Annotated in this window: 24 protein-coding genes and 1 other annotated feature; of the genes, 13 read left to right on the plus strand and 11 right to left on the minus strand. The window is 40.6% G+C overall.

Annotated elements, in window-relative coordinates:
* The coding region (locus tag ACERCG_RS09410) for a YadA family autotransporter adhesin (RefSeq protein WP_373611787.1) at window positions 1-1,498 on the plus strand (1,498 nt) is incomplete at its 5' end.
* A gap of 156 nt (window positions 1,499-1,654) precedes the next feature.
* Window positions 1,655-1,954, plus strand: coding sequence for a DUF4298 domain-containing protein (locus ACERCG_RS09415; protein ID WP_373611788.1), 300 nt, complete (start codon window positions 1,655-1,657; stop codon window positions 1,952-1,954).
* A gap of 186 nt (window positions 1,955-2,140) precedes the next feature.
* Here the strand turns inward: ACERCG_RS09415 and fabR are convergent, their stop codons facing one another.
* The 3 genes from fabR to thrC form a co-directional block, all read right to left on the minus strand.
* On the minus strand, window positions 2,141-2,761 hold the full coding sequence (gene fabR / locus ACERCG_RS09420; RefSeq protein ID WP_373611790.1) for an HTH-type transcriptional repressor FabR: 621 nt from the start codon (window positions 2,759-2,761) through the stop codon (window positions 2,141-2,143).
* A 1-nt stretch (window position 2,762) separates the two neighbouring features.
* Entirely contained in the window at window positions 2,763-3,647 is an 885-nt protein-coding gene (gene oxyR, locus ACERCG_RS09425) for a DNA-binding transcriptional regulator OxyR (RefSeq protein ID WP_373611791.1), read from the minus strand.
* A gap of 300 nt (window positions 3,648-3,947) precedes the next feature.
* Window positions 3,948-5,222, minus strand: a complete 1,275-nt coding sequence (gene thrC / locus ACERCG_RS09430) for a threonine synthase (RefSeq protein WP_373611792.1) — start codon at window positions 5,220-5,222, stop codon at window positions 3,948-3,950.
* A 125-nt stretch (window positions 5,223-5,347) separates the two neighbouring features.
* Between thrC and mgsA the strand changes: the two genes are divergently transcribed.
* Together mgsA and yccS are read left to right on the plus strand one after the other, a co-directional pair.
* Window positions 5,348-5,806, plus strand: coding sequence for a methylglyoxal synthase (mgsA, locus tag ACERCG_RS09435; RefSeq protein WP_373611793.1), 459 nt, complete (start codon window positions 5,348-5,350; stop codon window positions 5,804-5,806).
* Window positions 5,807-5,949: 143 nt separating this feature from the next.
* Window positions 5,950-8,145, plus strand: coding sequence for a YccS family putative transporter (yccS, locus tag ACERCG_RS09440; protein WP_373611794.1), 2,196 nt, complete (start codon window positions 5,950-5,952; stop codon window positions 8,143-8,145).
* Between the two features lie 45 nt (window positions 8,146-8,190).
* Here the strand turns inward: yccS and ACERCG_RS09445 are convergent, their stop codons facing one another.
* On the minus strand, window positions 8,191-9,432 hold the full coding sequence (locus ACERCG_RS09445) for a PqiA/YebS family transporter subunit (protein ID WP_373611795.1): 1,242 nt from the start codon (window positions 9,430-9,432) through the stop codon (window positions 8,191-8,193).
* Between the two features lie 286 nt (window positions 9,433-9,718).
* Here ACERCG_RS09445 and ilvC point away from each other — a divergent pair, with 286 nt between their 5' ends.
* On the plus strand, window positions 9,719-11,200 hold the full coding sequence (gene ilvC, locus ACERCG_RS09450; RefSeq protein WP_373611796.1) for a ketol-acid reductoisomerase: 1,482 nt from the start codon (window positions 9,719-9,721) through the stop codon (window positions 11,198-11,200).
* Between the two features lie 178 nt (window positions 11,201-11,378).
* Window positions 11,379-11,603, plus strand: a complete 225-nt coding sequence (locus ACERCG_RS09455) for an excalibur calcium-binding domain-containing protein (protein ID WP_373611797.1) — start codon at window positions 11,379-11,381, stop codon at window positions 11,601-11,603.
* 94 nt (window positions 11,604-11,697) lie between these two features.
* Here ACERCG_RS09455 and ACERCG_RS09460 read toward each other — a convergent pair whose 3' ends face one another.
* Window positions 11,698-12,555 (minus strand): phosphoribosylaminoimidazolesuccinocarboxamide synthase, encoded by an 858-nt coding sequence (locus ACERCG_RS09460; RefSeq protein ID WP_373611798.1) that lies wholly within the window; start codon window positions 12,553-12,555, stop codon window positions 11,698-11,700.
* 192 nt (window positions 12,556-12,747) lie between these two features.
* Window positions 12,748-12,871: a sequence feature (His leader region), on the plus strand.
* A 22-nt stretch (window positions 12,872-12,893) separates the two neighbouring features.
* Here ACERCG_RS09460 and hisG point away from each other — a divergent pair.
* The gene (hisG, locus tag ACERCG_RS09465) at window positions 12,894-13,793 is read left to right on the plus strand and encodes an ATP phosphoribosyltransferase (protein WP_373611800.1); all 900 of its coding nucleotides are present in this window, start codon (window positions 12,894-12,896) and stop codon (window positions 13,791-13,793) included.
* An 88-nt stretch (window positions 13,794-13,881) separates the two neighbouring features.
* Window positions 13,882-15,165, plus strand: a complete 1,284-nt coding sequence (gene hisD, locus ACERCG_RS09470; RefSeq protein WP_373611801.1) for a histidinol dehydrogenase — start codon at window positions 13,882-13,884, stop codon at window positions 15,163-15,165.
* 29 nt (window positions 15,166-15,194) lie between these two features.
* On the opposite strand, the gene plsX is transcribed toward hisD, so the two are convergent.
* From plsX to yceD, 3 genes are read right to left on the minus strand one after another with little or no spacing between them, the layout of a single operon-like run.
* On the minus strand, window positions 15,195-16,226 hold the full coding sequence (gene plsX, locus ACERCG_RS09475; protein ID WP_373611802.1) for a phosphate acyltransferase PlsX: 1,032 nt from the start codon (window positions 16,224-16,226) through the stop codon (window positions 15,195-15,197).
* An 18-nt stretch (window positions 16,227-16,244) separates the two neighbouring features.
* Window positions 16,245-16,415, minus strand: a complete 171-nt coding sequence (rpmF, locus tag ACERCG_RS09480) for a 50S ribosomal protein L32 (protein ID WP_006251723.1) — start codon at window positions 16,413-16,415, stop codon at window positions 16,245-16,247.
* A gap of 16 nt (window positions 16,416-16,431) precedes the next feature.
* Complete coding sequence (gene yceD / locus ACERCG_RS09485) at window positions 16,432-16,956, minus strand: 23S rRNA accumulation protein YceD (RefSeq protein WP_373611803.1); 525 nt, start codon at window positions 16,954-16,956, stop codon at window positions 16,432-16,434.
* A gap of 218 nt (window positions 16,957-17,174) precedes the next feature.
* Between yceD and ACERCG_RS09490 the strand changes: the two genes are divergently transcribed.
* The 4 genes from ACERCG_RS09490 (at window position 17,175) to ACERCG_RS09505 (ending at window position 21,308) form a co-directional block, all read left to right on the plus strand.
* Window positions 17,175-17,969, plus strand: a complete 795-nt coding sequence (locus ACERCG_RS09490) for an inner membrane protein YpjD (protein WP_373611804.1) — start codon at window positions 17,175-17,177, stop codon at window positions 17,967-17,969.
* 118 nt (window positions 17,970-18,087) lie between these two features.
* A complete protein-coding gene (locus ACERCG_RS09495) occupies window positions 18,088-19,371 on the plus strand; it encodes an HlyC/CorC family transporter (protein ID WP_373611805.1) in 1,284 nt (427 codons plus the stop codon).
* A 330-nt stretch (window positions 19,372-19,701) separates the two neighbouring features.
* Complete coding sequence (locus tag ACERCG_RS09500; RefSeq protein WP_373611806.1) at window positions 19,702-21,210, plus strand: sodium-dependent transporter; 1,509 nt, start codon at window positions 19,702-19,704, stop codon at window positions 21,208-21,210.
* Window positions 21,210-21,308, plus strand: a complete 99-nt coding sequence (locus ACERCG_RS09505; protein ID WP_373611808.1) for a methionine/alanine import family NSS transporter small subunit — start codon at window positions 21,210-21,212, stop codon at window positions 21,306-21,308. Before ACERCG_RS09500 ends, ACERCG_RS09505 begins: the two co-directional genes overlap by 1 nt.
* 49 nt (window positions 21,309-21,357) lie before the next feature.
* Here the strand turns inward: ACERCG_RS09505 and ACERCG_RS09510 are convergent, their stop codons facing one another.
* The gene (locus tag ACERCG_RS09510) at window positions 21,358-21,618 is read right to left on the minus strand and encodes a GrxA family glutaredoxin (RefSeq protein WP_373611809.1); all 261 of its coding nucleotides are present in this window, start codon (window positions 21,616-21,618) and stop codon (window positions 21,358-21,360) included.
* 136 nt (window positions 21,619-21,754) lie between these two features.
* Between ACERCG_RS09510 and srmB the strand changes: the two genes are divergently transcribed.
* Window positions 21,755-23,089 carry an ATP-dependent RNA helicase SrmB gene (gene srmB / locus ACERCG_RS09515; RefSeq protein ID WP_373611810.1) on the plus strand — a complete coding sequence of 445 codons (1,335 nt, stop codon included), beginning with the start codon at window positions 21,755-21,757 and terminating at the stop codon, window positions 23,087-23,089.
* A gap of 69 nt (window positions 23,090-23,158) precedes the next feature.
* Here the strand turns inward: srmB and ACERCG_RS09520 are convergent, their stop codons facing one another.
* Entirely contained in the window at window positions 23,159-23,452 is a 294-nt protein-coding gene (locus ACERCG_RS09520; RefSeq protein WP_373611811.1) for a YfcZ/YiiS family protein, read from the minus strand.
* Window position 23,453: 1 nt separating this feature from the next.
* Window positions 23,454-24,494 (minus strand): LLM class flavin-dependent oxidoreductase, encoded by a 1,041-nt coding sequence (locus tag ACERCG_RS09525; RefSeq protein ID WP_373611812.1) that lies wholly within the window; start codon window positions 24,492-24,494, stop codon window positions 23,454-23,456.
* Between the last annotated feature and the right edge of the window lie 5 nt (window positions 24,495-24,499).

Genomic DNA, 24,499 nt, shown 5'->3' on the forward strand with positions numbered 1-24,499 from the left:
AAATGGTGATGCAAGAGATGTTGTGGTGCACGCTGACACCGTAAACTTCGTTAACGGCGCAGGCACAACAGCTGTTGTAGACACAGACGGAAAAACTTCAACCATCAAATACGATGTGAATGTGGATAACGACACCATCACAACGAAAACAGATCCAAACGATCCGACTAAGACTGTGATTACCGTTAACACCACACCACTGACTAACACAGATGGTAAAGTGAATACACCTGTTGCGCCAACAGTATTAGTTACGGCACAAACTGTGGCTAACGCGATTAACAACTCAGGTTGGAAATTGGATGTATCACAATCAGAAGGCCAAGCAGTTGGCACAGGTGAAGAACTGATTAACCCATCAGACAAAGTGACTATTGATGCAGGTAAAAACATCAGTATTACCCAAAGTGGCGGTAAAGTCAGCATTGCAACTACTGATGATGTTAATTTTAGCAGTGTTACCACCAATAGCTTAGAAATACCAACTGACAACGGCAGCTCGGTGAAGATTGACAACAACGGCGTTGATGTTGGCGGCAATGTAATCAGCAATGTAGCGGATGGCGATATTAGCCCGGTAAGCACAGATGTGATCAACGGTAAGCAGTTAAACAACTATGCGAAAGTGAACGGCCAAAACGTGAATACTACGCCGGATGGTTCTATCAACATCGTAAAGGGTAACGGCACAACAGTTAGCACCAACCAAGCAGGTGAAATTGCAGTGAATATCGGTGAAACCGATTTAACAGTGTCTAACGGTTCACAAACCAATGCTAATGGCTCTATTGCAGCGGACGGTACTTTAGTGGTACAAGATCCGAAAGATTCAGGTGCAAACTTCGTGAATGCAACTAACCTTGCGAAAGCCGTGAACAACGTAAGCTGGAAAGTAGATTCTGAAAAAGATGAAACCACAGCAAACGCAGCAACCAAAAACACTTATACTGCGGATAACAATAAAGTGAAAGCCGGCGATACTGTAAAAGTAAATGCAGGCCGTAATGTGGAAATCAGCGGTTCAGGTAAGAACATCAACGTGGCTGTTTCTGACAATCCGGAGTTCGATACTGTTAAAGTAGGCAAAGGTGCAAATGCAACCACGATTTCTTCAAATCAAGAAGGATTACGTGTAGCTAAAGCAGATGGCTCTGCACAACGTATTACTAATGTGAGAGCTGGTGTTGCAGATACCGATGCAGTAAACGTAAGTCAATTAAAAGGTGCGGTAAATCATCTTGATAATAAGATTAACCGTAACAACCGTAACTTGCGTGCGGGCATCGCAGGTGCGAATGCAGCAGCTGGTTTACCACAAGTTTACATTCCAGGTAAATCAATGGTGGCAGCGTCGGCAGGTACCTTCAAAGGGGAAAGCGCACTTGCAGTGGGTTATTCACGTGCAAGTGACAACGGCAAAGTTATCTTGAAATTACAAGGTAATGCCAATACCCGTGGTGATGTAGGTGGTTCTGTTGGTGTAGGTTACCAATGGTAATTATGTTATAATGTGCTCAAATCCCCTTCTTCGGAAGGGGATTTTTATTTGTGATAAAAAATAAGTGCAAGCGGTTAAATTTTTTTGAAATTTTGCTACTATGTAGCCAATTGCAAAAAATTGATTAAATTTGACCGCTTGTAATAAGGAGAGCGTATGAAAAAAGAAGACATTCAAAAAATGCAAGATCGCTATAATCAATGGGTGGAATTATTACCTGAATTGGAAAAAGGATTAGAGCAATGGAAAAAGGCAAACGAGCTTTTAGAGCCGTTAAGCCAATTTTATTATGATCCAAAATGGCGTGAGTTACACGATAGTTTTGATGAAGAGCTGGATACTAAAGGTAATTATAGTGTGTTATCAGAAGATGCATTGTGGAACGCATTATCGGATCAACATCAATTAGCCTTAGAGTGGCTGAAATTATCCACTGCACATATTACAAAAGAGTAAAGGTGAAATTTTCGCCCCAAAGCTATTCTCAGCCGATGTTGATTTATGGGCGTAACGGTAGGGGCGAAATATTTTTCGCCCCAAAAATTGCCGCAAATAATATTAACTTTACGTTTAACTCTAGGACAAATTATCCGCAACCGAAATTGATTTATGGGGAGATAGGTTCTTTCCATGCGAGAAATTTTATGATTTGGCGGCGTAGTATGCCGAACCTCGAATTAGCATTCTAAGCTGCATAATTACTCGCTGCTTGAGCTTTTCTCGCTCTTGGTTACTCATGTCAAGTGCGTGAGAGCCTGCGGTAAATACTAAAGTAACAAGCCCTTCTGCTTGAATATAGGCAAGTTCTCGATTGCTATGGTTATCTTTTCCCATAATATAATCCGCTAATTCAGCCACAAAATGCTGAATTTCTCGTGAAGCAGCAGTTCTGAAGGCTTGCGATGTGCCTGAACTTTCTCGCAGCAGAAGTCGGAAGACGTTAGGTCTGTCAGCGATCAGTTCAAAGAAGGTTTCAACTGAGACAATAACCACGCTACCGCCACTGGCAATACGTTTACGGGCTTGTCGCATTAATTGACGGAGCAATAAGCCAGATTCATCAACCATTGCTAAACCAAGCTCGTCCATATCTTTAAAATGGCGATAAAATGAGGTAGGTGCAACACCCGCTTCTCGAGCAACTTCTCGCAAACTTAAGTTGGAAAAACTTTTTTCCGGGCTTAATTGGTTAAAAGCAGCTTCAACTAATGCTCTACGAGTTTTTTCTTTTTGAACTGCTCGTACACTAACCATATTTGCCATTTTAAACCTCGGTTTTAATAATTTGTGTGATGGCGTGTGCTAAACGCTCATAACGCACACGAAGTGGCGAACCCGGTCGATAAACCATACCTACAGTACGGAATGGTTTTGGATTATCAAATGGAATATAGCAAATACCTTTTGTTGGCTTGGCAGCAAGTTTGGGGATGAGTGCCATACCTACATCTGCTGCTACCATATTGCGTAAGGTTTCTAAATTCGTGGCTTTAAAGTGTGGATTTTCTTTTGCACCGATAGACAGGCAGTAATCTAGCGTGTGAGTGCGTAAACAATGCCCTCCATCAAGGAAAAGCAGCTCTTTATTTTTCAATAAGCCGATATCTAATTTATCTAATTTCGCCCATTCGTGGTTTTCCGGTACAACTAAATACATTTCTTCGTTAAAGATTGGTACTTCAATGAAAGGTTCGCTCTCTTTTACAAATGAAAGAATACCACAATCTAATTGTCCGGCTTCAAGCTGAGCTAGTAATTGATTGGTTTGCAACTCGTAAAGATAGAGGTCTAGGTCAGCAAAATCTTTTTTTAATGCGGGAATAATCATTGGAGAAAGGTAAGGTCCAAGTGTTGGAATTACCCCAATATGAAGCGGGCCGGACATATCTTTACCTTGGTTGCTTGCCATTTCTTTGAGAATTTTAACTTCTCGTAATACTACTTTAGCTTGTTCTACTAACATTAATCCTGCCTGAGTAAACAACACTTTACGGCTGGTTCTTTCCAGCAATATAGTACCGAGTTCATCTTCTAATTTGCGTATTTGTCCGCTTAACGTTGGTTGGCTGACATTGCAAGATTCCGCAGCACGGCGAAAATGTTTGTAGTCTGCTAGGGCAATCAGGTATTCTAAATCTCGAATGTTCAATTTATTTCTCCAATTTGATATGTTCCTATTAATCCGATAAGTAAATTATGCCATATTCGCACGCATAATGTTTAACATTTTATAATATAACGCTATTGTTTGATAGGATTTTACGATTGATTTTTGTTTTTAATTTAATTAAAACAAATAAATAGAAAATAAAATACAGTAGGGAAAAACGTCGGGCATAAATGCCCAACCTACGTATTCTTGTTTTTCTTTGTATAATTAATATACGATATTAATGAACATTGTAGGTTGGGCATTTATGCCCAACACATTATCTTCAGGAGTTGTAACTTATTTTAATAAGTAGGCTCGTAATGTAGCAAAATCTGCTGGCATTTCATCAGATAACAACGGTAATTTGTTGTGTTTATCTAATGCTTCCGGCAGCGGTAATTCAATTTCTAAAATACGTTCAACCGATTCTTTAAACTTCGCAGGGTGGGCGGTGCATAAGAAAATGCCTGTTTCACCTGCTTGTAGTTGGTCTTTTAGGCTTTGGTAGGCAATCGCACCGTGTGGCTCGCATAAATAATCTTCTGCATATTGAGCTTTTAAAGCAGCTTCGGTTTCTTCATCATTTAATGCTGCTGAGCCTAAGTCTGATAAGCTCCAGCCGTTACGTTTAAATAATTCTTCAACTCGTGGCCAGTTGTTCGGGCGGCTTACGTCCATTGCGTTTGAAAGAGTAGCAACTGTTGCGTTTGGCTCCCATTTGCCTGATTGTAAATAGCGTGGAACAGTGTCGTTTGCGTTCGTTGAAGCCACAAAACGTTTGATTGGTAAGCCCGTTGATTTTGCAATTAAACCTGCGGTTAAGTTACCGAAGTTACCGCTAGGTACAGAAACCACTACATTATCACGTTTCTCTTTCGGCAGTTGTGCCACCGCTTCAAAGTAGTAGCAAACTTGAGCTAACAAACGGCTGATGTTAATTGAGTTTGCAGAGTTCAAGCCGATTGCTTGGCGAAGTTCAGCATCATCAAAGGCTTGTTTTACTAATGCTTGGCAAGCATCGAAGTCTGATTCAATCGCTACCGTACGAATATTTCCACCTAATGTGCAGAATAATTTTTCTTGTAATGGGCTGATTTTGCCTTTCGGGTAGAGGATCACCACATTGATATTCTCTAAACCATAGAAAGCGTGAGCCACTGCCGCACCTGTATCGCCTGAAGTCGCAGTTAAAATGGTAATTTTACCATCGCCACGCACGTTTGCGAGAGCTTGTGCCATAAAACGACCACCGAAGTCTTTGAAAGCTAACGTTGGGCCGTGAAATAATTCTAACGCATAAATATCATCATTTACTTTGGCAAGTGGGGCAGGGAATGTGAACGCATTTTTTACCATTGCATTTAAAGTTTCTTGCGGTAATTCTTCGCCGATTAAGGCAGAAAGAATTTTTTGGCTACGCTCAACTAAAGGTAACGCTAATAATTCATCAATGTTGTCTAATTTGGGTAAGACTTCAGGGAAAAATAACCCCTGATTTTTGCCTAAGCCTTGGCGTACTGCTTGGGCAAAATTGACTTGTTCTTCCGGGTGTTTGATGTTGTATAAGTTCATTGGGGAAAGATCCTTTATTTAAAATAGAAATTTTTATTTGATTTTAGCCATAAGCGATGATTAGTCAATGCAAAACCGAAAAATAAGCGGTATGATTTAGGAAAAATTTTGCAAAGGAGATAAAAATGAAAACCACAACTCGAACAATCACAAAACAAAAACAGATTGCGTTGGTTGCCCACGATAGCTGCAAGCACGATTTAATTCGCTGGACACAAACTCATAAATCGCAACTCGCTTCCCATAAACTTTACGCCACAGGCACAACAGGGCATTTGCTTGCCAGAGAAACAGGGCTTGCAATCACCGCATTAATGAGCGGCCCGATGGGCGGCGATCAGCAATTAGGCGGACTAATTGCAGAAAAGAAAATTGATATGCTGATTTTCTTTTGGGATCCGATGAATGCCGCCCCGCACGATCCTGATGTAAAAGCCCTAATGCGAATTGCAACGGTGTGGAATATTCCTGTTGCCATTAATGAAACTTCTGCAAATTTCTTATTAAATGCGGATTTATTTAATCAAGAAGTTGAAGCCATTGTGCCGGATTACGATGGTTATTTGGCGGAGCGTTTAGGGTAACATTTGATGTTCAACAAGTGGTTATATTTACTCGCAATGCTCGCTCTTTTGGAGCCGCAGGATTGTCAAGTTCTAAATAAATAATGATTGTGTGTAGGGGCGGGTTCAGTGCCCGCTCGTAAATAAAAATTTGCAAATAAAATATGAACAAATTTTTTAAAAACCTGCAAAACAGTTGGCTTTCAGAAAGTGTGATTAAAACCTTGCCGATGTTTATTTCGCTCAATATTGCAGCGGTAAGCATTTGGCAGCTTGGCATTTCACACTTTGCAATGCCGCTGGTGTTAGGCATTATTGCAGGTGGTTTGGTTGATTTAGACAATAGCCTTATTGGGCGAGCGAAAAATCTGATTATCAGCCTAGTGGCATTTTCGCTCTCCTCCATTGGGGCAAGTCTTTCTCTGTATTTAGGCTGGCTTTTTATGCCTGTGCTGATGATAGGAACGTTCTTTCTAGTAATGCTTGGAGCAGTTGGGCAGCGTTATAGTACCATCGCTTTCGGCACGCTAATTGTAGCCGTTTATAACAGCTTAACCTATACCCCTGAAGTATTGTGGTATAATAATGTGGTAATGATTCTGCTCGGCACATTGTTATATGGTTTAGTAGGGATTTTAGTCTATCTGATTTTCCCAAACCGAACGGTGCAAGAAAATTTAGCTTCTGCTTACCTCGCCTTAAGCCACTATTTGCTGGCAAAGTCCGCCTATTTTGACCCCGATGACGACTATCTCAACGCCAAACAGCTTGCCCTTGCCAAAGCGAATAGTGAAGTAATGGCAGCCTTTGATAAAACTCGAGTGTCATTATTTTATCGGTTAAGACGACAACACAAACAGCAACGTACACAACGAATGTTGCGTTACTATTTTACCGCTCAAGATATTTTAGAACGAGCGAGTTCCAGCCACTATCAATATCACGAACTGTTCCAACAATTAAGCAATAGCGATTTAATGTTCCGTTTTCAGCGAGTGATGGAATTACAAGCGATGGCGTGCCAAAAAATTGCGGTGGCGTTACGCCATCGACAACAGTATGAACACAGCGTGCGTGGCGAAAAAGCCTTGCAGGGGCTGCTTAACTCTTTGGCGTATCATCAAGAACGAGGCTTAAAAAGCATTTACCGATGGGAATCCGTTGCGGAGAATTTAGCTAATATTGAACGTCAATTAGCTCAAATTGAGCAAGGGGCAAGTCGTTCAGAGCATATTGAGCCATTAAGTAAAAATTTCACAAAATCTAACCGCTTGGTAGCCGAAAATATTACGGGTTTAGACAATATTATCCAAGCGATTAAAGGGCATTTAACCTTTGAATCTCAACTGTTCCGCCACGCCGTTCGCCTTTCGATTGTGGTGCTTTTATGTAGTGCTATCGTGCCGCTTTTAGGCTTCGACAACAAAGGCTATTGGATTTTGCTCACTGCGGTTTTTGTCTGCCAGCCTAACTATACGGCAACCAAAACTCGCTTAATCTACCGTGTGATCGGCACAATTTTTGGCGTAATCGTGGGTGGAATGTTTGAGTTGTTTAATGTAACGCTCAGTCCGGAAGCTCAGCTTGGTATTATTGTATTGGCAGGCTCTCTTTATACTTTTTTCCGTTTAGTTCATTACGGTTTCTCGACTTTCTACATTACTGTGCTAGTAATGATGAGTCTTGATATTGCAGGTGTAAGTGTTGAAAGTGGAGTGTCTGCTCGGCTATTAGACACTTTATTAGGAACAGCCATTGCGTGGTTAGCTGTAACATTTTTATGGCCAGACTGGAAATACCTCAATCTGCAAAAGAATTTGCATAATAGCCTGAAAGCCAGCGGAAATTATTTACGACACATTATTGCTCAACTCCAATTTGGCTATAACGAGCAACTGCCTTATCGCATCGCTCGCCGTGATGTACACAATCATTTATCGGCATTAAGCAATACGATTACCAATATGTACAGCGAGCCACAAAAGTACGCCAATGATTTAGCCTTCGCCCCGAAATTATTAGGCATCGGCTATACCTTGCTAGGTTATATTTCAACATTAGGAGCTTACCGCATCGCTAGCCGTGAAATTAACCGACAAGTGGATTTTTCCGCAATGTTCTTTTCACACGGACGAGAAGTAGCAAATATTATCGACAAAATCGCCGACGACAGCCGTTCATTTGCAAAATTATCGGAAAAATTGACCGCTATCGACCAAGACCTCGCCCAATTCGAGCAAGAACACCAGCAAAAACAAGATGAGTTAGCGTTGGTTTTGATTCAACAACTGAGGTTGATTACTCAGCTATTGCCACAGCTGCAGAGTTTGTTGAGGGTGGAATTACAGAATCAAATTTAATTAAATGCGGACGGGTCCTGTGCCCGTCCGAAAAATCTTGAATTATTATGATCGAGCTTTCTCATTATCATAATGAATCTTCCACAACATTCGGGCATCTAAATTAGCCGAAGCGAACATTGTCAAAAAGACCGCTGCACCAAAATAGAATGCGGCTTCCCCTACAGAGAAACTTAAGATTTGCCCTCGTTCAAGTAAAGACATCATCAACGAAAGTACAAATAAATCAAGCATCGACCAACGTCCAACGAAGTGAACATAGTGGAGAAGTTTCATTTGTAAGTGAATCGGGTGTTTCCATTTGTAGTGAATAGCAAGCAGTAGATATAAAATAATCGTAATTTTACTGACAGGCACAGCAATACTGGCAATAAACACGATGGCGGCAACCGTATAGCTGCCCATTTCCATAAATAAAATCACCCCTGACATTAATGAATCCCCCGAAGTTTGCCCCACCATTTCAGTCAAAGAGATCGGGAAAATATTTGCAGGGATCATCATAATTGTCCCTGCAATTAAACACGCCCATACTCGTTGAATTTTAGTATTATCGGCAACCGATAAATTGCTCTCGCAACGAGGGCAGCGTTGTTGCCCTTTCAGATCCAAAATGGTTTCATCAAAACAGTATTCGCAAGTAGGACAAAGTGTTGGTTTGCTTGCATGATCGAAAGGTAGCGAATGATATTCAGGGTAAAATCTTTCCCACGCTTGCTTAGGCTCTATTTTGATAAAAAGCAGTGTAGTTAAGATCACAACCAAGACAAAAGCAAGAATATTAATATCAAAAGAGAGATCTGCATAATCTCGAATTTTAAATGCGGCAACGGCGAGGGCAACTAAATACACATCAAGCATCACCCATTCTTTGATTTTGGTAAGGAAAATCAACGTATAACGTGGGCGTTGGCGGAGTATGCGTTGCAGCTGAATAGTGAGAATTAACAGCACGAATGCCACCGGCATGATAACGGCACACACTAATACCATAAATGCAGTGTAAGGATAGCCTGAGGTCGCCATTTTCCAAATACCGTCCCATACGGTTGCATTGATTTTCACACCAAGTAAATCAATGCTAAGTAGCGGAAAGCTAAGTGCGAAGGGGAGCAAAATTAAAATGGCTAGTGCTAAAAATGCGCTACGATGTAAGCTCCAGGTATTGCCTTTTCGTATAACATTATTACAAACAGGGCAAAGGAAGTCTCCTTTTTCGCTCAACGGAACTCTCACACTTTGTCCGCATTCAAGGCAGGTTTGTAGAATGATGCTTTTTATCTTCATTTGTATATATATCTTCTGTGAATTTAAGTAGTTATTTTCTACTTTATGACAGAGATTGCAAGCGGTTACAAAAAGCATCGCTTTTTGAACATTGGCTTTGCCAACGGCAGTGAAGCTATGAACACCCCTTACAAAGGGTTATGAATAAATTTTCAAAAATTTGCAAAATGATAATTCGTTGCGTATTTTGCAATATTAAATACTAATATTTTCAATTTACGCAATAATGCTTTAGTGTATAATCACTTCAAATATCATTCATTGACTCATTATAAGGATCAAACAAATGTCTAACTATTTCAACACATTAAATTTACGTCAAAAATTAGATCAATTAGGATGCTGCCGTTTTATGGACCGTAACGAATTTGCAGATGGTTGCGATTTTTTAAAAGGCAAAAAAGTGGTTATTGTAGGTTGTGGTGCGCAAGGTTTAAACCAAGGTTTAAATATGCGTGATTCGGGCTTAGATATTGCTTATGCCTTGCGTGCAGAAGCAATTGCGGAAAAACGTGCATCATTTAAACGTGCTTCAGAAAATGGTTTCGTAGTAGGTACCTACGAGCAATTAATTCCGGAAGCTGATTTAGTGATTAACTTAACGCCAGACAAACAGCACTCAAAAGTAGTGGCTGATGTAATGCCATTAATGAAACAAGGTGCGGCATTCGGTTATTCACACGGTTTTAACATCGTTGAAGAAGGTGAGCAAATCCGCCCGGATTTAACGGTTTTAATGACAGCACCAAAATGCCCAGGTACAGAAGTGCGTGAAGAATACAAACGTGGTTTCGGTGTGCCTACATTAATCGCCGTTCACCCTGAAAACGATCCGAAAGGCGAAGGTTTAGCGATTGCGAAAGCGTGGGCAAGTGCAACCGGTGGTGATCGTGCGGGTGTGTTAGAGTCTTCATTCGTGGCTGAAGTAAAATCAGACTTAATGGGTGAGCAAACCATTCTTTGTGGTATGTTACAAGCAGGTTCAATCGTATGCTATGACAAATTAGTGGCAGAAGGTAAAGATCCGGCTTACGCAGGTAAGTTAATCCAATTCGGTTGGGAAACCATCACTGAAGCGTTAAAACAAGGCGGTATCACATTAATGATGGATCGCTTATCTAACAGTGCGAAATTGCGTGCATTCGAGCTTTCTGAGCAAATCAAAGAAGAATTAGCGTTCTTATTTGAAAAACATATGGACGATATCATCAGCGGCGAGTTTTCATCAACAATGATGGCTGACTGGGCAAATGGCGATGCTAACCTATTAAAGTGGCGTGAAGAAACAGGCAAAACTGCCTTTGAAAACGCCCCACAAGCAGACGGCATCAAAATTTCTGAACAAGAATACTTTGATAATGGTGTGTTAATGGTTGCAATGGTTAAAGCGGGTGTTGAATTAGCCTTTGATACGATGGTTTCAGCAGGCATCTACGAAGAGTCTGCATACTATGAATCACTACACGAATTACCATTAATTGCAAATACGATTGCTCGTAAACGTTTATATGAAATGAACGTGGTAATTTCAGACACAGCTGAATACGGTAACTACCTATTCTCACACGTTGCAACACCGATTTTAGCGGAAAAAATTATCCCAACTTTAGAGAAAGGCGATTTAGGTGAACCAACGCCAGCGGTTGAAATCGACAACATAACATTACGTGATGTAAACGATGCAATCCGTAACCATCCAATCGAGTTAATCGGTCAAGAATTACGTGGTTATATGACGGATATGAAACGTATTTCATCTCAAGGTTAATTTGATTACGCTATGGGCAAATGGTGATTTGCCCCTACAAGCGGTCAGATTTTCGGAAAATTTTGCAAAAGTGCGGTAGAATAACCGCACTTTTGTTTTTTTGATTATATAAAATGGTTAAAATCACAGAGCATTAATTAATGCTTCGGTAGTTAAGTTTTACTCAATGGAGGCACTTGTGAAGAGATTCTTAAAATTAGTGGGGATATTTTCTCTTAGCCTTATTGCTGCTGTTTATGCTAAGGAAAAATTCCAGTGCGAAGGAAAACGTACTTGTAGTCAAATGGATAGCTGTGAAGAAGCACGCTTTTATTTAACGCAATGTGGTGTGAGTAACCTAGATAGAGATAATGATGGAATCCCTTGTGAGAGCATTTGTGGTAGTAAGCGAAAAAAGAAATAATTTAATGAAATTGAGATAGTAAATAACCTGCAGTGAGTGCTACTTACAGCAGGTTATTTGCAAAAAATCAATGAAAAATGACCGCTTGTAACCACTATTTCGTTAATAAATCTAACGCTTCTTGGTATTTTGCCACCGTTTTTTCGATTACCTCAGCAGGCACTTTCGGCGCTGGAGCTTGTTTGTTCCAACCGCTGTTTTCCAGCCAATCACGCACGAATTGTTTATCAAATGAGGGCGGATTTGTGCCTTCTTGGTAAGTTTCTACCGACCAAAAACGGCTAGAATCTGGGGTTAGCACTTCGTCCATTAAAGTTAATACACCATTTTCATCTAAGCCAAATTCAAATTTTGTATCACAAATAATAATGCCTTTGGTTAGGGCATAGTCTGCCGCTTCGGTGTAAAGTTTTAATGCGGCATCACGCACTTTGGCGGCTAATTCTGTGCCGATTTGGCGTTCGCACTCTTCATAGCTGATATTAATATCGTGATCGCCTACTTCTGCTTTGCTTGATGGAGTAAAAATAGGTTCTGGTAGTTTGCTGGCTTCCATCAAGCCTTCAGGCAATTTCAAGCCACAAATTGTGCCGGTTTGTTGATAATCTTTCAGCCCTGAACCAGTTAAATAGCCACGCACGATAGATTCAATTTTCACCGGTGTTAAACGCTTACACACCACCGCACGGTGTTGAATGGCTTCTGCTTCTTCTTTCGGTAACACATCAAATACGCTATCGCCCGTAAAATGATTCGGCATAATGTGAGCTAATTTATCAAACCAGAAATTAGAAATTTGCGTGAGAATTTCGCCTTTGCGTGGAATAGGATCATCTAAGATCACATCAAATGCTGATAAACGATCGGTTGCAACCATTAACATTCGTTTATCATCAATTTCGTAGAGATCACGCACTTTGCCAGAGTAGATTTTTTTTAAGCTGATTTGCATTTTCGCTTTCCTATGTGGTCGGGATTGAATTTGTAAAAAATTACTGAAATTATACCGCTTTGCGCAAACGTTTGCTATTGCTTGTTTATAGAACCCAAAAATTTATGAAAAAAGACTTGCTATTGACAAAATTTAGGCGTATCTTTTAAATAATTCATTTGGAGAATTAAAAATGACATTTATTCGTACTCATCATCACCATCATTTCCCTGAATAATCTTTCGGGCATTTGGTGTGTGCGGAAGATAAATCTTCCGAGTATGCATAAAGGCAAAATCTAACCCTCTCGGAAGTTATTTCGAGAGGGTTTTTTTCATATTGAAAAGAAGGAAACGACAATGGCAACACAAAATCGATTAAGAATTGCAATACAAAAAAAGGGGCGCTTAAGCCAAGAGTGTAGCGAATTGCTTAAACAGTGTGGGGTGAAAATTATTTGGAATGATCAACGCCTCATCGCTTATTCCGAAAATATGCCGATTGAAATTTTGCGTGTGCGAGATGATGATATTCCCGGCTTAGTGTTTGATGGCGTGGTTGATCTCGGCATTTTAGGCGAAAATGTGTTAGAGGAAGAAGAATTAGGGCGTTTAGCCGCGGGCGAAGAGGTTCAATATAAAAAACTTCGCCAGTTGGATTTTGGTGGCTGCCGATTATCGCTTGCTCTTGATCGTGATGCCAATTACCAGAACATCAAAGATTTAGAAAATGCGGCGATTGCTACTTCTTATCCAAACCTTCTAAAACGTTATATGAAAGAGCAAGGAGTGCCATTTAAGAGCATTTTATTAACAGGTTCTGTTGAGGTTGCACCAAGTGCCGGCATTGCTAATGCGATTTGCGATTTAGTGTCATCAGGAGCAACATTAGAAGCGAACGGATTAAAAGAAGTAGAAGTCATTTACCGCTCAACTGCTTGCTTAATCCAACGCCAGGAGCCTCTTTCGGCTGAAAAACAAGCATTGGTAGATAAATTACTTACCCGTATTCAAGGCGTACAACAAGCCTCAGAGTCCAAATACATTATGTTACACGCCCCAAAAGACCGCCTCGCCGACATCACGGCACTTTTACCAGGGGTAGAAAACCCGACTATTTTACCGTTGGCAAGCGATTCCAGCCGTGTGGCGATGCACGTGGTCAGCCAAGAAAATCTGTTCTGGGAAACAATGGAAAAATTGAAAGAGGCAGGAGCGAGCTCGATTCTCGTCTTGCCGATTGAGAAAATGATGGAGTAAAAATCAACGTAGGGGCGGGTCCTGTGCCCGCCCTAAAAGACGTGAAATAACGGGCGGGCACAGGACCCGCCCCTACAAAGGAAAAAATATGCAAACCCTAATTTGGAACACTCTCACTGAAGCCGAACAACACGAAGCCCTCACTCGTCCTGCAATTTCAGCCTCTGACGAGCTGAAAAGTGCGGTAGGAAATATCTTAGATTTGGTGAAAGCTCAAGGCGACAAAGCCTTGTTTGAGCTGACAGCTAAATTTGATAAAACCGAACTCAGCGGCTTAATTGTTCCTGCTGAGCAAATTCAATCGGCGGTCGAGCGTGTCTCGTCTGAACTCAAAGTCGCCATTCAAAACGCCAAGGCCAACATCGCCGCCTTTCACCAAGCCCAAAAACTACAGGAAGTGGATCTGGAAACCCAATCCGGTGTGCGTTGCCAAGTCATTACCCGCCCGATAAATAGCGTGGGGCTTTATATTCCGGGCGGATCTGCCCCACTTTTCTCGACAGTTTTAATGCTTGCTGTGCCGGCAAAAATTGCAGGTTGCAAGCACATTGTGCTTTGCACACCACCACCGATTGCCGATGAAATTCTCTATACAGCAAATTTATGCGGTGTTGAAACTATTTATGCCATTGGCGGCGCACAGGCGATTGCGGCGATGGCATTTGGTACGGAAAGTGTCGCCAAAGTGGATAAAATTTTCGGGCCAGGCAATAGTTTTGTGACAGAGGCTAAACGCCAAGTGGTGCAAGAAGGAACGGCAATTGATATGCCAGCTGGTCCGAGTGAAGTATTAGTGATTGCAGATGAATTTGCTGATCCTGCATTTGTGGCGAGTGATTTACTCTCTCAAGCAGAACACGGGGTAGATTCTCAGGTTATTTTAGTCACCCCAAGTAACTCATTAGCCAAAGCGGTTGATGAAGAATTGGAAAAACAGGTTGCGGTACTGCCTCGTGGTGAGACAGCAAGGAAAGCACTTGTTCACAGCCGTACTTTTATTGCAGAAAATCTGCAACAAGCGGTCGAAATTAGTAATAAATATGCACCTGAGCACTTAATTGTGCAAACTGAAAATGCTCGCTCATTGTTAGCAGAGTTAGATAATGCAGGCTCAATTTTCTTAGGAGCATATTCACCAGAAAGTATGGGAGACTATGCAAGTGGCACGAATCACGTTCTGCCAACGTATGGCTACACGAAAACTTACTCCAGTTTAGGCTTGGCTGATTTTAGTAAGCGAATGACGGTGCAAGAGCTAACGCCACAAGGTTTTTTAGCGTTAGCAGAAACTGTAGAGAGAATGGCAAGTGCTGAATTGTTAGAAGCCCACCGTAATGCAGTTAGCTTGAGAGTAAAGAAATTACAGGGCTAAAAGAAAAATAAGCGAACAGATTTGTTCGCTTATTTTATTTCTGTTTGACTTAAACCTTGCAAAATTTTATTCGGAATATCGCCCTTAATTTGCTGAATGGCATAATCAATCGCATAGTAAAAGGCATTAATGTTTGCTCCGCCGTGGCTTTTTACAATCACTTTTGATAAGCCGAGCAGTGTTGCCCCATTGTGTCTGTCTGGGTTGATTTCTTGCAGTTTGCGGTAGTAACGATAGAAAATCAATTTAAGCAAGTATCGTTTAGTATTGCGGCAAATGCTTGAGTCTGCTTTCTCTTTTTTAAATAAGGAAATAATATTTTTTGCCGCACCTTCCAACGCTTTGAGGGCGATATTGCCTGTGTAACCATCACAAACAATCACATCTGTTAAGTAACTGGTGAGTTTGTCGCTTTCAATAAAACCGATGTAGTTTAAATCTTGTCTATGTTTGAGCTGCTGGTGAACAGCTTGAAGTTGTGCTGTGCCTTTGTTCTCTTCTGTACCAATATTCAACAAGGAAATGCGAGGGTAAACTAAACCTAGCATTACTTGTGCAAACAGATTACCCATTTCTGCAAATTGTTGTAGCTGGTAGCCGCTTACTTCGATATTTGCCCCTAAATCTAACATTACCGTTGATTTTCCGTTCATTGTAGGAATGAGTGAGGTAAGTGCAGGGCGTTCAATGTTAGGGAGTGGCTCAATGAGTAATTTAGCTAGCCCCATTAATGCACCTGTATTTCCTCCACTTACACAACCTTGGGCTTTTCCCTCTTTTACTGCCTCAAGTGCTAAACGCATAGAGCTGTTTTTACTTTGGCGGATTGCTTTAGAAAAAGGAATATCAGCATCAATGACCTGTTCGGTATGATGAAATTGAATTTTAGGGTGATTCTGTAGAGTGTATTTTTGTAATAATGGAATTACTTGGTGCTGATTACCAAATAATAAAAATGTGAGATTAGCATTTTTTTGAAGAGCTTGTGATATAGCAGGAATAGTAACACGGGGACCGAAGTCCCCGCCCATCACATCTACTGCTAGAGTGATATCATTCAAGATAAACCTCGAAAGGAATTACTTGTTGATTACTTTACGACCACGATAGTAACCGTCTGCAGTAACGTGGTGACGGAAGTGTGTTTCGCCACTTGTTTTATCTACTGAAACTGCTGCAGTTGTTAATGCATCGTGTGAACGACGCATATCACGACGTGAACGAGATTTCTTATTTTGTTGAACAGCCACGGGCTTTCTCCTAGATCTAGTTTTTCTTTAAATTAGCTAATACTGCGAACGGATTTGGTTTGCTTGCCAGTTCTTCCGGCAATTCGCCAAATACACGTTCACTCACGGACACTTCACAGTGTTCTTCACTATGCATCGGGACTAGAGGTAATTCAAGAATAAATTCATCTTCAATCATATCTAGTAAATTTACTTCACCGAACTCGTTTACTTCGATAGGTTCATAAATTTCGGGCAAGATGTCCGCCTGATCCATGTTAGACACCGGACTGAAACAAAATGAACAGTCTAGCGTGTGTGTAAACGGGTTATCACATCGTTGGCAATCAAATTCCACATCAATTTTCGCTGTGCCTTTAATCACAGTTAAACGTTGTGGATCGATATATAACGAGAGTGTCACTTGTGCATCACTTAGCACATTACATACTGATTCACCCAAGCGTTTTAGAAGCTCACCTGAAATGTAACCTTCATAATCCACTCGACGCTGAGCGTCTTTGTAAGGGTCAATCGTAAGGGGTAGTTTTACCTTTTGCATAGGGTGTGCATATTACAGATAGAAAGCAAATTAGTCAAAGGAAAATTATTTTTTTGATGTAGAATATTCACTGAAATGAAGCGGCTTTTTTGACTTAACATAAAAAGCAATTACATTTCGGAATAATTTTTCATCTAGTTATCGCAAAAACTAGCTAAAAAGCCGACTTTTGATTAAAATTCTGAAAGTTATTATTATTTGACGAGATTCGAGAAAATATGTTACTTCCTATTTTAGCTATTGCAGCTTATGCCTTAACGTTGCTTTGGGTTGCCCCCACCTTAGTGAATTTGGAAAGTGCAACGGAAAATAAAAAGCCGAATATCACCCTTGTTTTTGGACTAGGTCTATTAGCGATTCTTCTGCATTGTGCCGTGTTATACAACCAATTATGGCTAATAGAAGGGCAGAATTTTACGGTAACGAATGTGATCTCTTTAATGAGTTTCATTATGGCGATTTGTGTAACCTTTGCGTTACTTAAATGGAAAACTGCGTGGTTTCCTCTGCTTGTTGTATATGCCTTTGCAATTTGTAGTGTGGCGGTAGCCAGTTTTGTGCAGGGAAGTTTTATCCGCAATATCGAAGAAAATGCTGGGTTTATTTTCCACTTAGGCATTGCATTATTTTCTTATGCGTTATTTTTCCTCGCCTTAATTTATGCATTCCAATTAAAATGGCTAGACAATAAACTCAAAAGCAAAAAAATGTTCTTTTGCTCAATTCTTCCACCTTTAATGTCAGTTGAACGTCATTTCTTTACCTTAACACTAGCAGCACAAGCAATGCTTACACTCACACTATTTTCGGGAGTGATTTATTTACATAACTTTTTTGAGCCGGAACATATTCACAAAGCCATTTTCTCGTTTTTAGCGTGGATTGTGTATAACATACAAATTCTCGGTCAATGGAAATTACGTTGGCGAGGAAAACGGGTGCTTATTTATTCGATTTCGGGTATGATGTTGCTCACAATCGGCTATTTCGGTAGTCGTTTGATCGTCCACTAATTGCTACAAGCGGTTAAAAAAGCCCGATTTTTTGCAAATCGGTTTTTTTAGGCGAAGTGAGTGATAGCAATTATCGAATAGCAATCACTTTATGATTAATTTATATAGGAATTGAATTTTGGACAGTATTCCCCTGAGTAGTTTATTTATTACCTTAGCTATTCTTTTAGTACTTTCAGCTTTTTTCTCAGGCTCAGAAACGGGCTTGATGTCTTTAAACCGTTATAAAATGCGTCATCTTGCTGAGCAAGGGCATAAAGGGGCAAAATTAGCGGAAAAACTCTTAGCACGAACGGATGTTCTACTTAGTCTCATCTTAATTTGTAATAACCTTGTTAATATTGCTGCTTCCGCGATCGCAACGATGATCGGTATGCAACTTTCCGGAGAAAAAGGAGTTGCGGTTGCAACAGGGCTGCTAACTTTCGCAATGTTGGTATTTTCTGAAATTCTACCTAAAACAATTGCTGCTACTTATCCTGAGAAAGTGGGGTTTTTTGCTAGCTTTATTCTTACGCCACTAAAAAAGTTATTAAATCCAGTTGTCTTTTTAATGAATTTAATTATTGCGGGGTTATTAAAATTACTGCGTATTCAACAAAAGGATAAACAAGGGTTAAGTGCTGAAGAATTGCGTAGTGCTGTGCTAGATGCAGGGAAGTTTATTCCTGCCGAACATCGTGAAATGCTCGTCTCTATTTTAGATATGGAAAAAGTAACGGTTGATGACATTATGGTACCTCGCAATGAGATTAGTGGCATTGATATTGATGATGATTGGAAAGCAATTATGCGTCAGCTTAATCATGCTCCTCACGCTAGAGTGCTAATTTACAAAGGCGATATAGATAACAATATTGTGGGTATTTTGCGTGTGCGTGAAGCATTTCGTTTAATGTTGGAAAAGAATGAATTTACCAAAGAGATGTTAGTGCGTGCAATTGATGAAGTTTATTTTATTCCTGAAGGAACTCCATTAACGACGCAATTAATGAATTTCAAAGCTAATAAAGAGCGAATTGGTTTAGTGGTTGATGAATATGGCGATATTAAAGGCTTAGTCACCCTTGAAGATATTTTAGAGGAAATTGTTGGCGAGTTTACCACTTCATCAGCTCCAACGCTTGAGCAAGAAGTTCAGCAACAATCAGATGGCACAGTGATTATTGAGGGTTCAGCAAATTTAAGAGATCTGAACAAACTATTTGCTTGGGATTTACCTATTGATGAAGCTCGAACATTTAATGGCTTGTTATTGGAGCATTTAGAAAAAATTCCTCATGAAGGAATGGAGTTCGAGCTATATAACTTAAAAGTTACTATTCTTGAAGTGAGTGAAAATATGGTGAAACAAGCGAAGGTCGAACCTTCCTCTATAGAAAAAAATGAGGCAGTAGAGTAACCTATCCCTTATAAAAATAACACATCATTGTAGTAATGGTGTGTTATTTTTTTGTTAAGAATTTAACCAAATTATTATGCTGGATGAATATATTCTTTTCAATTCATTTATCTAACAAATGCCATTTTTTAGATTTTATATCTGATAAATTTATACATATTGAAGTTTTATCCTGTTTTTGTGGCGTTTTTTACCTGTTTTTATTTTATTTTTCTGCTTTACTTTCATTTGGAATTTCGGCATATTTTGCTTCCAAAGTGTGAATAATCACATTTTATACAATTTAAAGTTATTTTTTATATAAACCGTTATAAGTTTGAGGTATCTACCGTGTCTATTCAATCATCATCTGCTCCACAAAGAGAGACCTTTGCCGGTCGTGGGGCATTTATTATGGCGGCGATTGGCTCTGCCGTAGGCTTAGGAAACATCTGGCGTTTCCCTTATACCACTTATGAAAATGGTGGTGGTGCATTTATTCTGCCATACATCATCGCATTATTAACCGCAGGCTTACCGCTGTTATTCTTAGATTATGCTATCGGGCATAAATATCGTGGCGGTGCACCGCTTTCTTTTCGCCGTTTCAGCCCTAAATTTGAAACCTTCGGCTGGTGGCAAGTGTTAATCAATGTGATTATCGGTATTTACTATGCAGTGGTTTTAGGTTGGGCTGCAAGCTACACCTATTTCTCGCTGAGTGGTGCGTGGGGCGATAAACCTGTTGATTTCTTTATCGGTGAATTTTTGAAAATGGGCGACATCTCTCAAGGTGTTAGCTTTGAATTTGTCGGTGCGGTAACGGGGCCATTAATCGCGGTGTGGTTAGTGGCAATTGTAGTATTAGCACTTGGTATTAAAAAAGGGATTTCTGCTGCTTCAAACTTGTTAATGCCATTATTAATCGTAATGTTCCTAGTGTTAGTGGGCTATTCATTAACTCTACCGGGGGCAGCAAAAGGTTTAGATGCACTATTCACACCAAACTGGGATAAACTTACAGACCCAAGTGTGTGGATTGCTGCTTATGGTCAAATCTTCTTCTCGCTCTCTATCTGTTTCGGGATTATGATCACTTACTCTTCATATCTCAAACCAAAAACAGACTTAACAGGTTCAGGCTTAGTAGTGGGTTTTGCTAACAGTGGTTTTGAATTATTAGCAGGTATCGGTGTATTTGCAGCACTTGGCTTTATGGCAACAGCGGCAGGTCAAGAAGTGAATGAAGTAGCGAAAGGCGGTATCGGCTTGGCATTCTTCGCATTCCCAACCATTATTAACCAAGCACCAATGGGATCGTTAGTCGGCGTGTTATTCTTCGGTTCACTAACCTTTGCTGCATTAACCTCATTTATTTCTGTGGTTGAGGTAATTATTTCTGCAGTACAGGATAAATTGAATGCAGGACGTGTAAAAGCAACGCTATTAGTGGGTATTCCAATGATGGCTGTATCAGTAACTTTATTTGGTACAACTACAGGCTTACCAATGCTTGATGTAATGGATAAATTCGTGAACCAATTTGGTATTGTAGCGGTAGCGTTTGTTTCATTAGTGGTGATTGTAACCAGTGAAAAACTCAGCACGTTAGAAAGACATATTAACGAAGTTTCTTCATTCAAAGTTGGCTTTATCTGGCGCTTATGTATCGTAATTACCGCAGGTGTACTGGCATTTATGCTATTCAGCGAAATTGCAAAAGTATATCGTGAGGGTTATGAAGGCTACCCAAGCTGGTTTGTAAACACCTTTGGTTGGGGTATGGCGATTGGTTTAGCGGTAGTTGCTTACCTACTTTCAAAATTAGCGTGGAAAAATGAATCAAAAGGAGAACTATAATGAGTACCGCAGCAATTATTACGATGGTAGTTGCAATGACGATCATCTGGGGCGGTTTAATTTTTGCAATTAAACGTTTGCCGAAAGAAGAGCAATAATTTGTAAAAAACTAACAAAGAAGACCGCTTGCAGGCGGTCTTCTTTTCATTAAATAATGCCAAATTTTTCTTTCACAAAAGCTTGGAAATCAGTACAGCCACCAACGTGAGCATCATCAACAAAAATTTGTGGTACGGTGGCAACAGGCTTGCCAACACGAGGTTCTAAATCTTCTTTTGATAAACCCTCTGCGATCATATCAATAAATTTAAAATCAAAATCGCTTAATTCAGTTTTCATTTTCTCGGCTAATTGTTTAGCACGCACGCAGTACGGGCAAGATAAACGCCCATAAATTTCAACAAACATCTTTTTTCCTCTCTAAGTTGTGAATAACAAGAAGTCATATTTTACCAGTTTTTTGCAAATCAAGCATTGTTTTATTCGCCTCACGCCAACCTTTTAATGTGATATACTTTACCAAAATTATTGATGAGAACAGAATATGTCCCAACTAATGACCTTTGAGGAGCTTGATTTAAGCCCTCAACTTCTAAAAGCCTTAGCGAAAAAAGGCTACAGCCGCCCTACCGCAATTCAACAAGCAACTATCCCTGCAGCCCTTGAGGGGCTTGACTTACTCTGTTCTGCTCCAACAGGTACGGGGAAAACAGCCGCATTCTTACTGCCTGCTATTCAACATTTATTAGATTACCCACGCCGCAAACCGGGGGCTCCTCGCATTTTAGTGCTAACACCAACCAGAGAGCTGGCAATGCAAGTGGCGGAACAAGCTGAAGAGCTGGCACAATTTACCAACTTGAGTATTGCGACCATCACAGGTGGCGTGGCGTATCAAAATCACGGTGAAGTGTTTAACAGCAACCAAGATATTGTGGTGGCAACGCCAGGTCGCTTAATGCAATACATCAAGGAAGAAAATTTTGATTGTCGAGCGGTTGAAGTACTGATTTTTGACGAAGCAGATAGAATGCTGCAAATGGGCTTTGGGCAAGATGCGGAGAAAATTGCGGCAGAAACCCGCTGGCGCAAACACACTTGGTTGTTCTCAGCCACGCTTGAGGGCGAATTGCTAGAAGATTTCTCTGAGCGATTATTAAACGAACCCATTAAAGTAGATGCAGAGCCAAGCCGCCGTGAGCGTAAAAAAATCCAGCAATGGTATTATCATGCCGATAACGTAGAGCATAAAACTAAATTATTGGCGAGACTGATTAGCGAATTTTCGATTGAAAAAGCGATTGTGTTTGTCCGCCGCCGTGAAGATGTGCGAGAGTTAAGTGAAACCTTGCGTAAACGGGGCTTGCGTTCTACTTATCTGGAGGGCGATATGGCACAAACCCAACGTAACCAAGCGATTGCTCGCTTAAAAGAGGGCATTGTGAATGTGCTGGTAGCAACGGATGTGGCGGCTCGAGGTATTGATATTGATGATGTGGATTTCGTCATTAACTATGACTTGCCATATAGTGCGGATACTTACCTCCACCGCATTGGACGTACCGCTCGTGCAGGCAAAAAAGGTTCGGCTGTTTCTTTAGTTGAAGCCCACGACTACAAGCTACTCGGTAAAATCAAACGTTACACCGAAGAAGCGTTAAAACCTCGTATCATTGAAGGCTTAGAACCTCGCACCAAAGCCCCGAAAGACGGTGAGTTGAATGTCACCAGCAAAAAAGAAAAAGCCCGTATCAAAAAGAAAAAAGAGGCAAAAAAAGAATCTGCGAAGCAAAAAGTGAAAGTTCGCCACAAAGATACTAAAAATATCGGTAAACGCCGTAAACCAAGTAGCGAGTCGGCATCGGTTAAACAGGCATAATGAAACAAGCGGTTATTTTCTGAAGATTTTTTGCAAAAAGTTCATCAAAAATAACCGCTTGTTTCATATCTATCTTACCGCCATTTGAAATAAGATTACTTCTGCTTGGCAACTGAAAGTTATCCACATTTTCATCAGAAAGCCATCTATAATGGGTGTGATTTCACTTTGAATGTCGCAAGGCTCGGTTTCTACCGATTTTGCTTTTTGTGTGAAAAATTCGACCGCTTGTACAGCTATTTCTTCACTATCATACACTGCGTCAAAGGCAATTTGGCGGTCTGAGTTATCTAACATAGAGTCGCCTTTTAGCTTACACATATTATGTGCATCAGCGGCTTTTTGTTGCATTGTTTTGCTCATATCACACCTTATCTGCAATCTCTTTTAACCAAGTATAGGATTGATGCTGTTTTTGCTCATCGAAAATATAACTCACCGCCATAATTTCATCAATTTCAATGCGTGCTTTTAATGACTTGAGCTGTTGTTCAACGCTCTCTCGGCTACCGATAAGTGAACAAGCAGTCATTTGGCGAACAACGGTTTTCTCTTGGTTGTATAACGCATTTTGTTGGAACGCAACAGGCCCGAAATGCGGTACGATTTCCGCTTTCACAAAATTTTCCCACACTTTATCATCGGATTCGACGGGCGGTTGTAAATAGTTTTGGGCATTGGTAACAACATTTAAGAAAAACTGAGTCTGAGTGGTAGCAAGCTGTTCTGCCTCTTGGTCGGTTTCTGCCGCAATCGCATTCACACCTAAAATCACATAGGGTTTATCTAACACTTCAGACGGCTTAAAGTGTGTGCGATAAATTCGCACCGCATCGTCCATAAAACGAGGAGCGAAATGTGAAGCAAAGGCATAAGGCAAGCCACGTTCTGCTGCTAAATAGGCACTTTCAGGGCTTGAGCCTAAAATATAAAACGGCACACTCAACCCCTGTGCAGGGTAGGCAGACACAGGATTTGTGCCTTCAAAATAACCTTTTAGTTCACTGATTTCATCAGGAAATGGCAGACTTTGTGCATTACGGCGTAAAGCGGTAGCGGTTCGCATATCGGTGCCTGGTGCTCGCCCAAGCCCAAGTTCTACACGGTTAGGGTAGAGTGTTTCAAGCGTACCGTATTGCTCTGCCACAATATAAGGACTATGGTTAGGCAACATCACGCCACCTGATCCCACTCTTAATTTTTCAGTGTGAGAAAGGGCATGCTGAATGAGGAGCTGTGTTGCCGAGCTGGCAAGGTTTTTCATATTGTGGTGCTCTGCAATCCAATAGCGTTCAATGCCGATACTTTCCGCGTGTTTTGCTAATTTCATCATAGAATCAACCGCTTGTTTGGCAGTTTGCCCTTCACGAATAGGTACAAGGTTTAGGATAGATAACTTTGTCATTTTGT

This window comes from Mannheimia sp. E30BD (assembly GCF_041807785.1).
Taxonomy (GTDB): Bacteria; Pseudomonadota; Gammaproteobacteria; order Enterobacterales; family Pasteurellaceae; genus Mannheimia.

Coding starts and splice junctions, on each gene's coding strand:
- ACERCG_RS09415 (WP_373611788.1), top strand. CDS start 1,655: ATGAAAAAAGAAGACATTCAAAAAATGCAAGATCGCTATAATCAATGG.
- fabR (WP_373611790.1), bottom strand. CDS start 2,761: ATGGCAAATATGGTTAGTGTACGAGCAGTTCAAAAAGAAAAAACTCGT.
- thrC (WP_373611792.1), bottom strand. CDS start 5,222: ATGAACTTATACAACATCAAACACCCGGAAGAACAAGTCAATTTTGCC.
- mgsA (WP_373611793.1), top strand. CDS start 5,348: ATGAAAACCACAACTCGAACAATCACAAAACAAAAACAGATTGCGTTG.
- yccS (WP_373611794.1), top strand. CDS start 5,950: ATGAACAAATTTTTTAAAAACCTGCAAAACAGTTGGCTTTCAGAAAGT.
- ACERCG_RS09445 (WP_373611795.1), bottom strand. CDS start 9,432: ATGAAGATAAAAAGCATCATTCTACAAACCTGCCTTGAATGCGGACAA.
- ilvC (WP_373611796.1), top strand. CDS start 9,719: ATGTCTAACTATTTCAACACATTAAATTTACGTCAAAAATTAGATCAA.
- ACERCG_RS09460 (WP_373611798.1), bottom strand. CDS start 12,555: ATGCAAATCAGCTTAAAAAAAATCTACTCTGGCAAAGTGCGTGATCTC.
- hisG (WP_373611800.1), top strand. CDS start 12,894: ATGGCAACACAAAATCGATTAAGAATTGCAATACAAAAAAAGGGGCGC.
- hisD (WP_373611801.1), top strand. CDS start 13,882: ATGCAAACCCTAATTTGGAACACTCTCACTGAAGCCGAACAACACGAA.
- yceD (WP_373611803.1), bottom strand. CDS start 16,956: ATGCAAAAGGTAAAACTACCCCTTACGATTGACCCTTACAAAGACGCT.
- ACERCG_RS09490 (WP_373611804.1), top strand. CDS start 17,175: ATGTTACTTCCTATTTTAGCTATTGCAGCTTATGCCTTAACGTTGCTT.
- ACERCG_RS09505 (WP_373611808.1), top strand. CDS start 21,210: ATGAGTACCGCAGCAATTATTACGATGGTAGTTGCAATGACGATCATC.
- ACERCG_RS09510 (WP_373611809.1), bottom strand. CDS start 21,618: ATGTTTGTTGAAATTTATGGGCGTTTATCTTGCCCGTACTGCGTGCGT.
- srmB (WP_373611810.1), top strand. CDS start 21,755: ATGTCCCAACTAATGACCTTTGAGGAGCTTGATTTAAGCCCTCAACTT.
- ACERCG_RS09520 (WP_373611811.1), bottom strand. CDS start 23,452: ATGAGCAAAACAATGCAACAAAAAGCCGCTGATGCACATAATATGTGT.
- ACERCG_RS09525 (WP_373611812.1), bottom strand. CDS start 24,494: ATGACAAAGTTATCTATCCTAAACCTTGTACCTATTCGTGAAGGGCAA.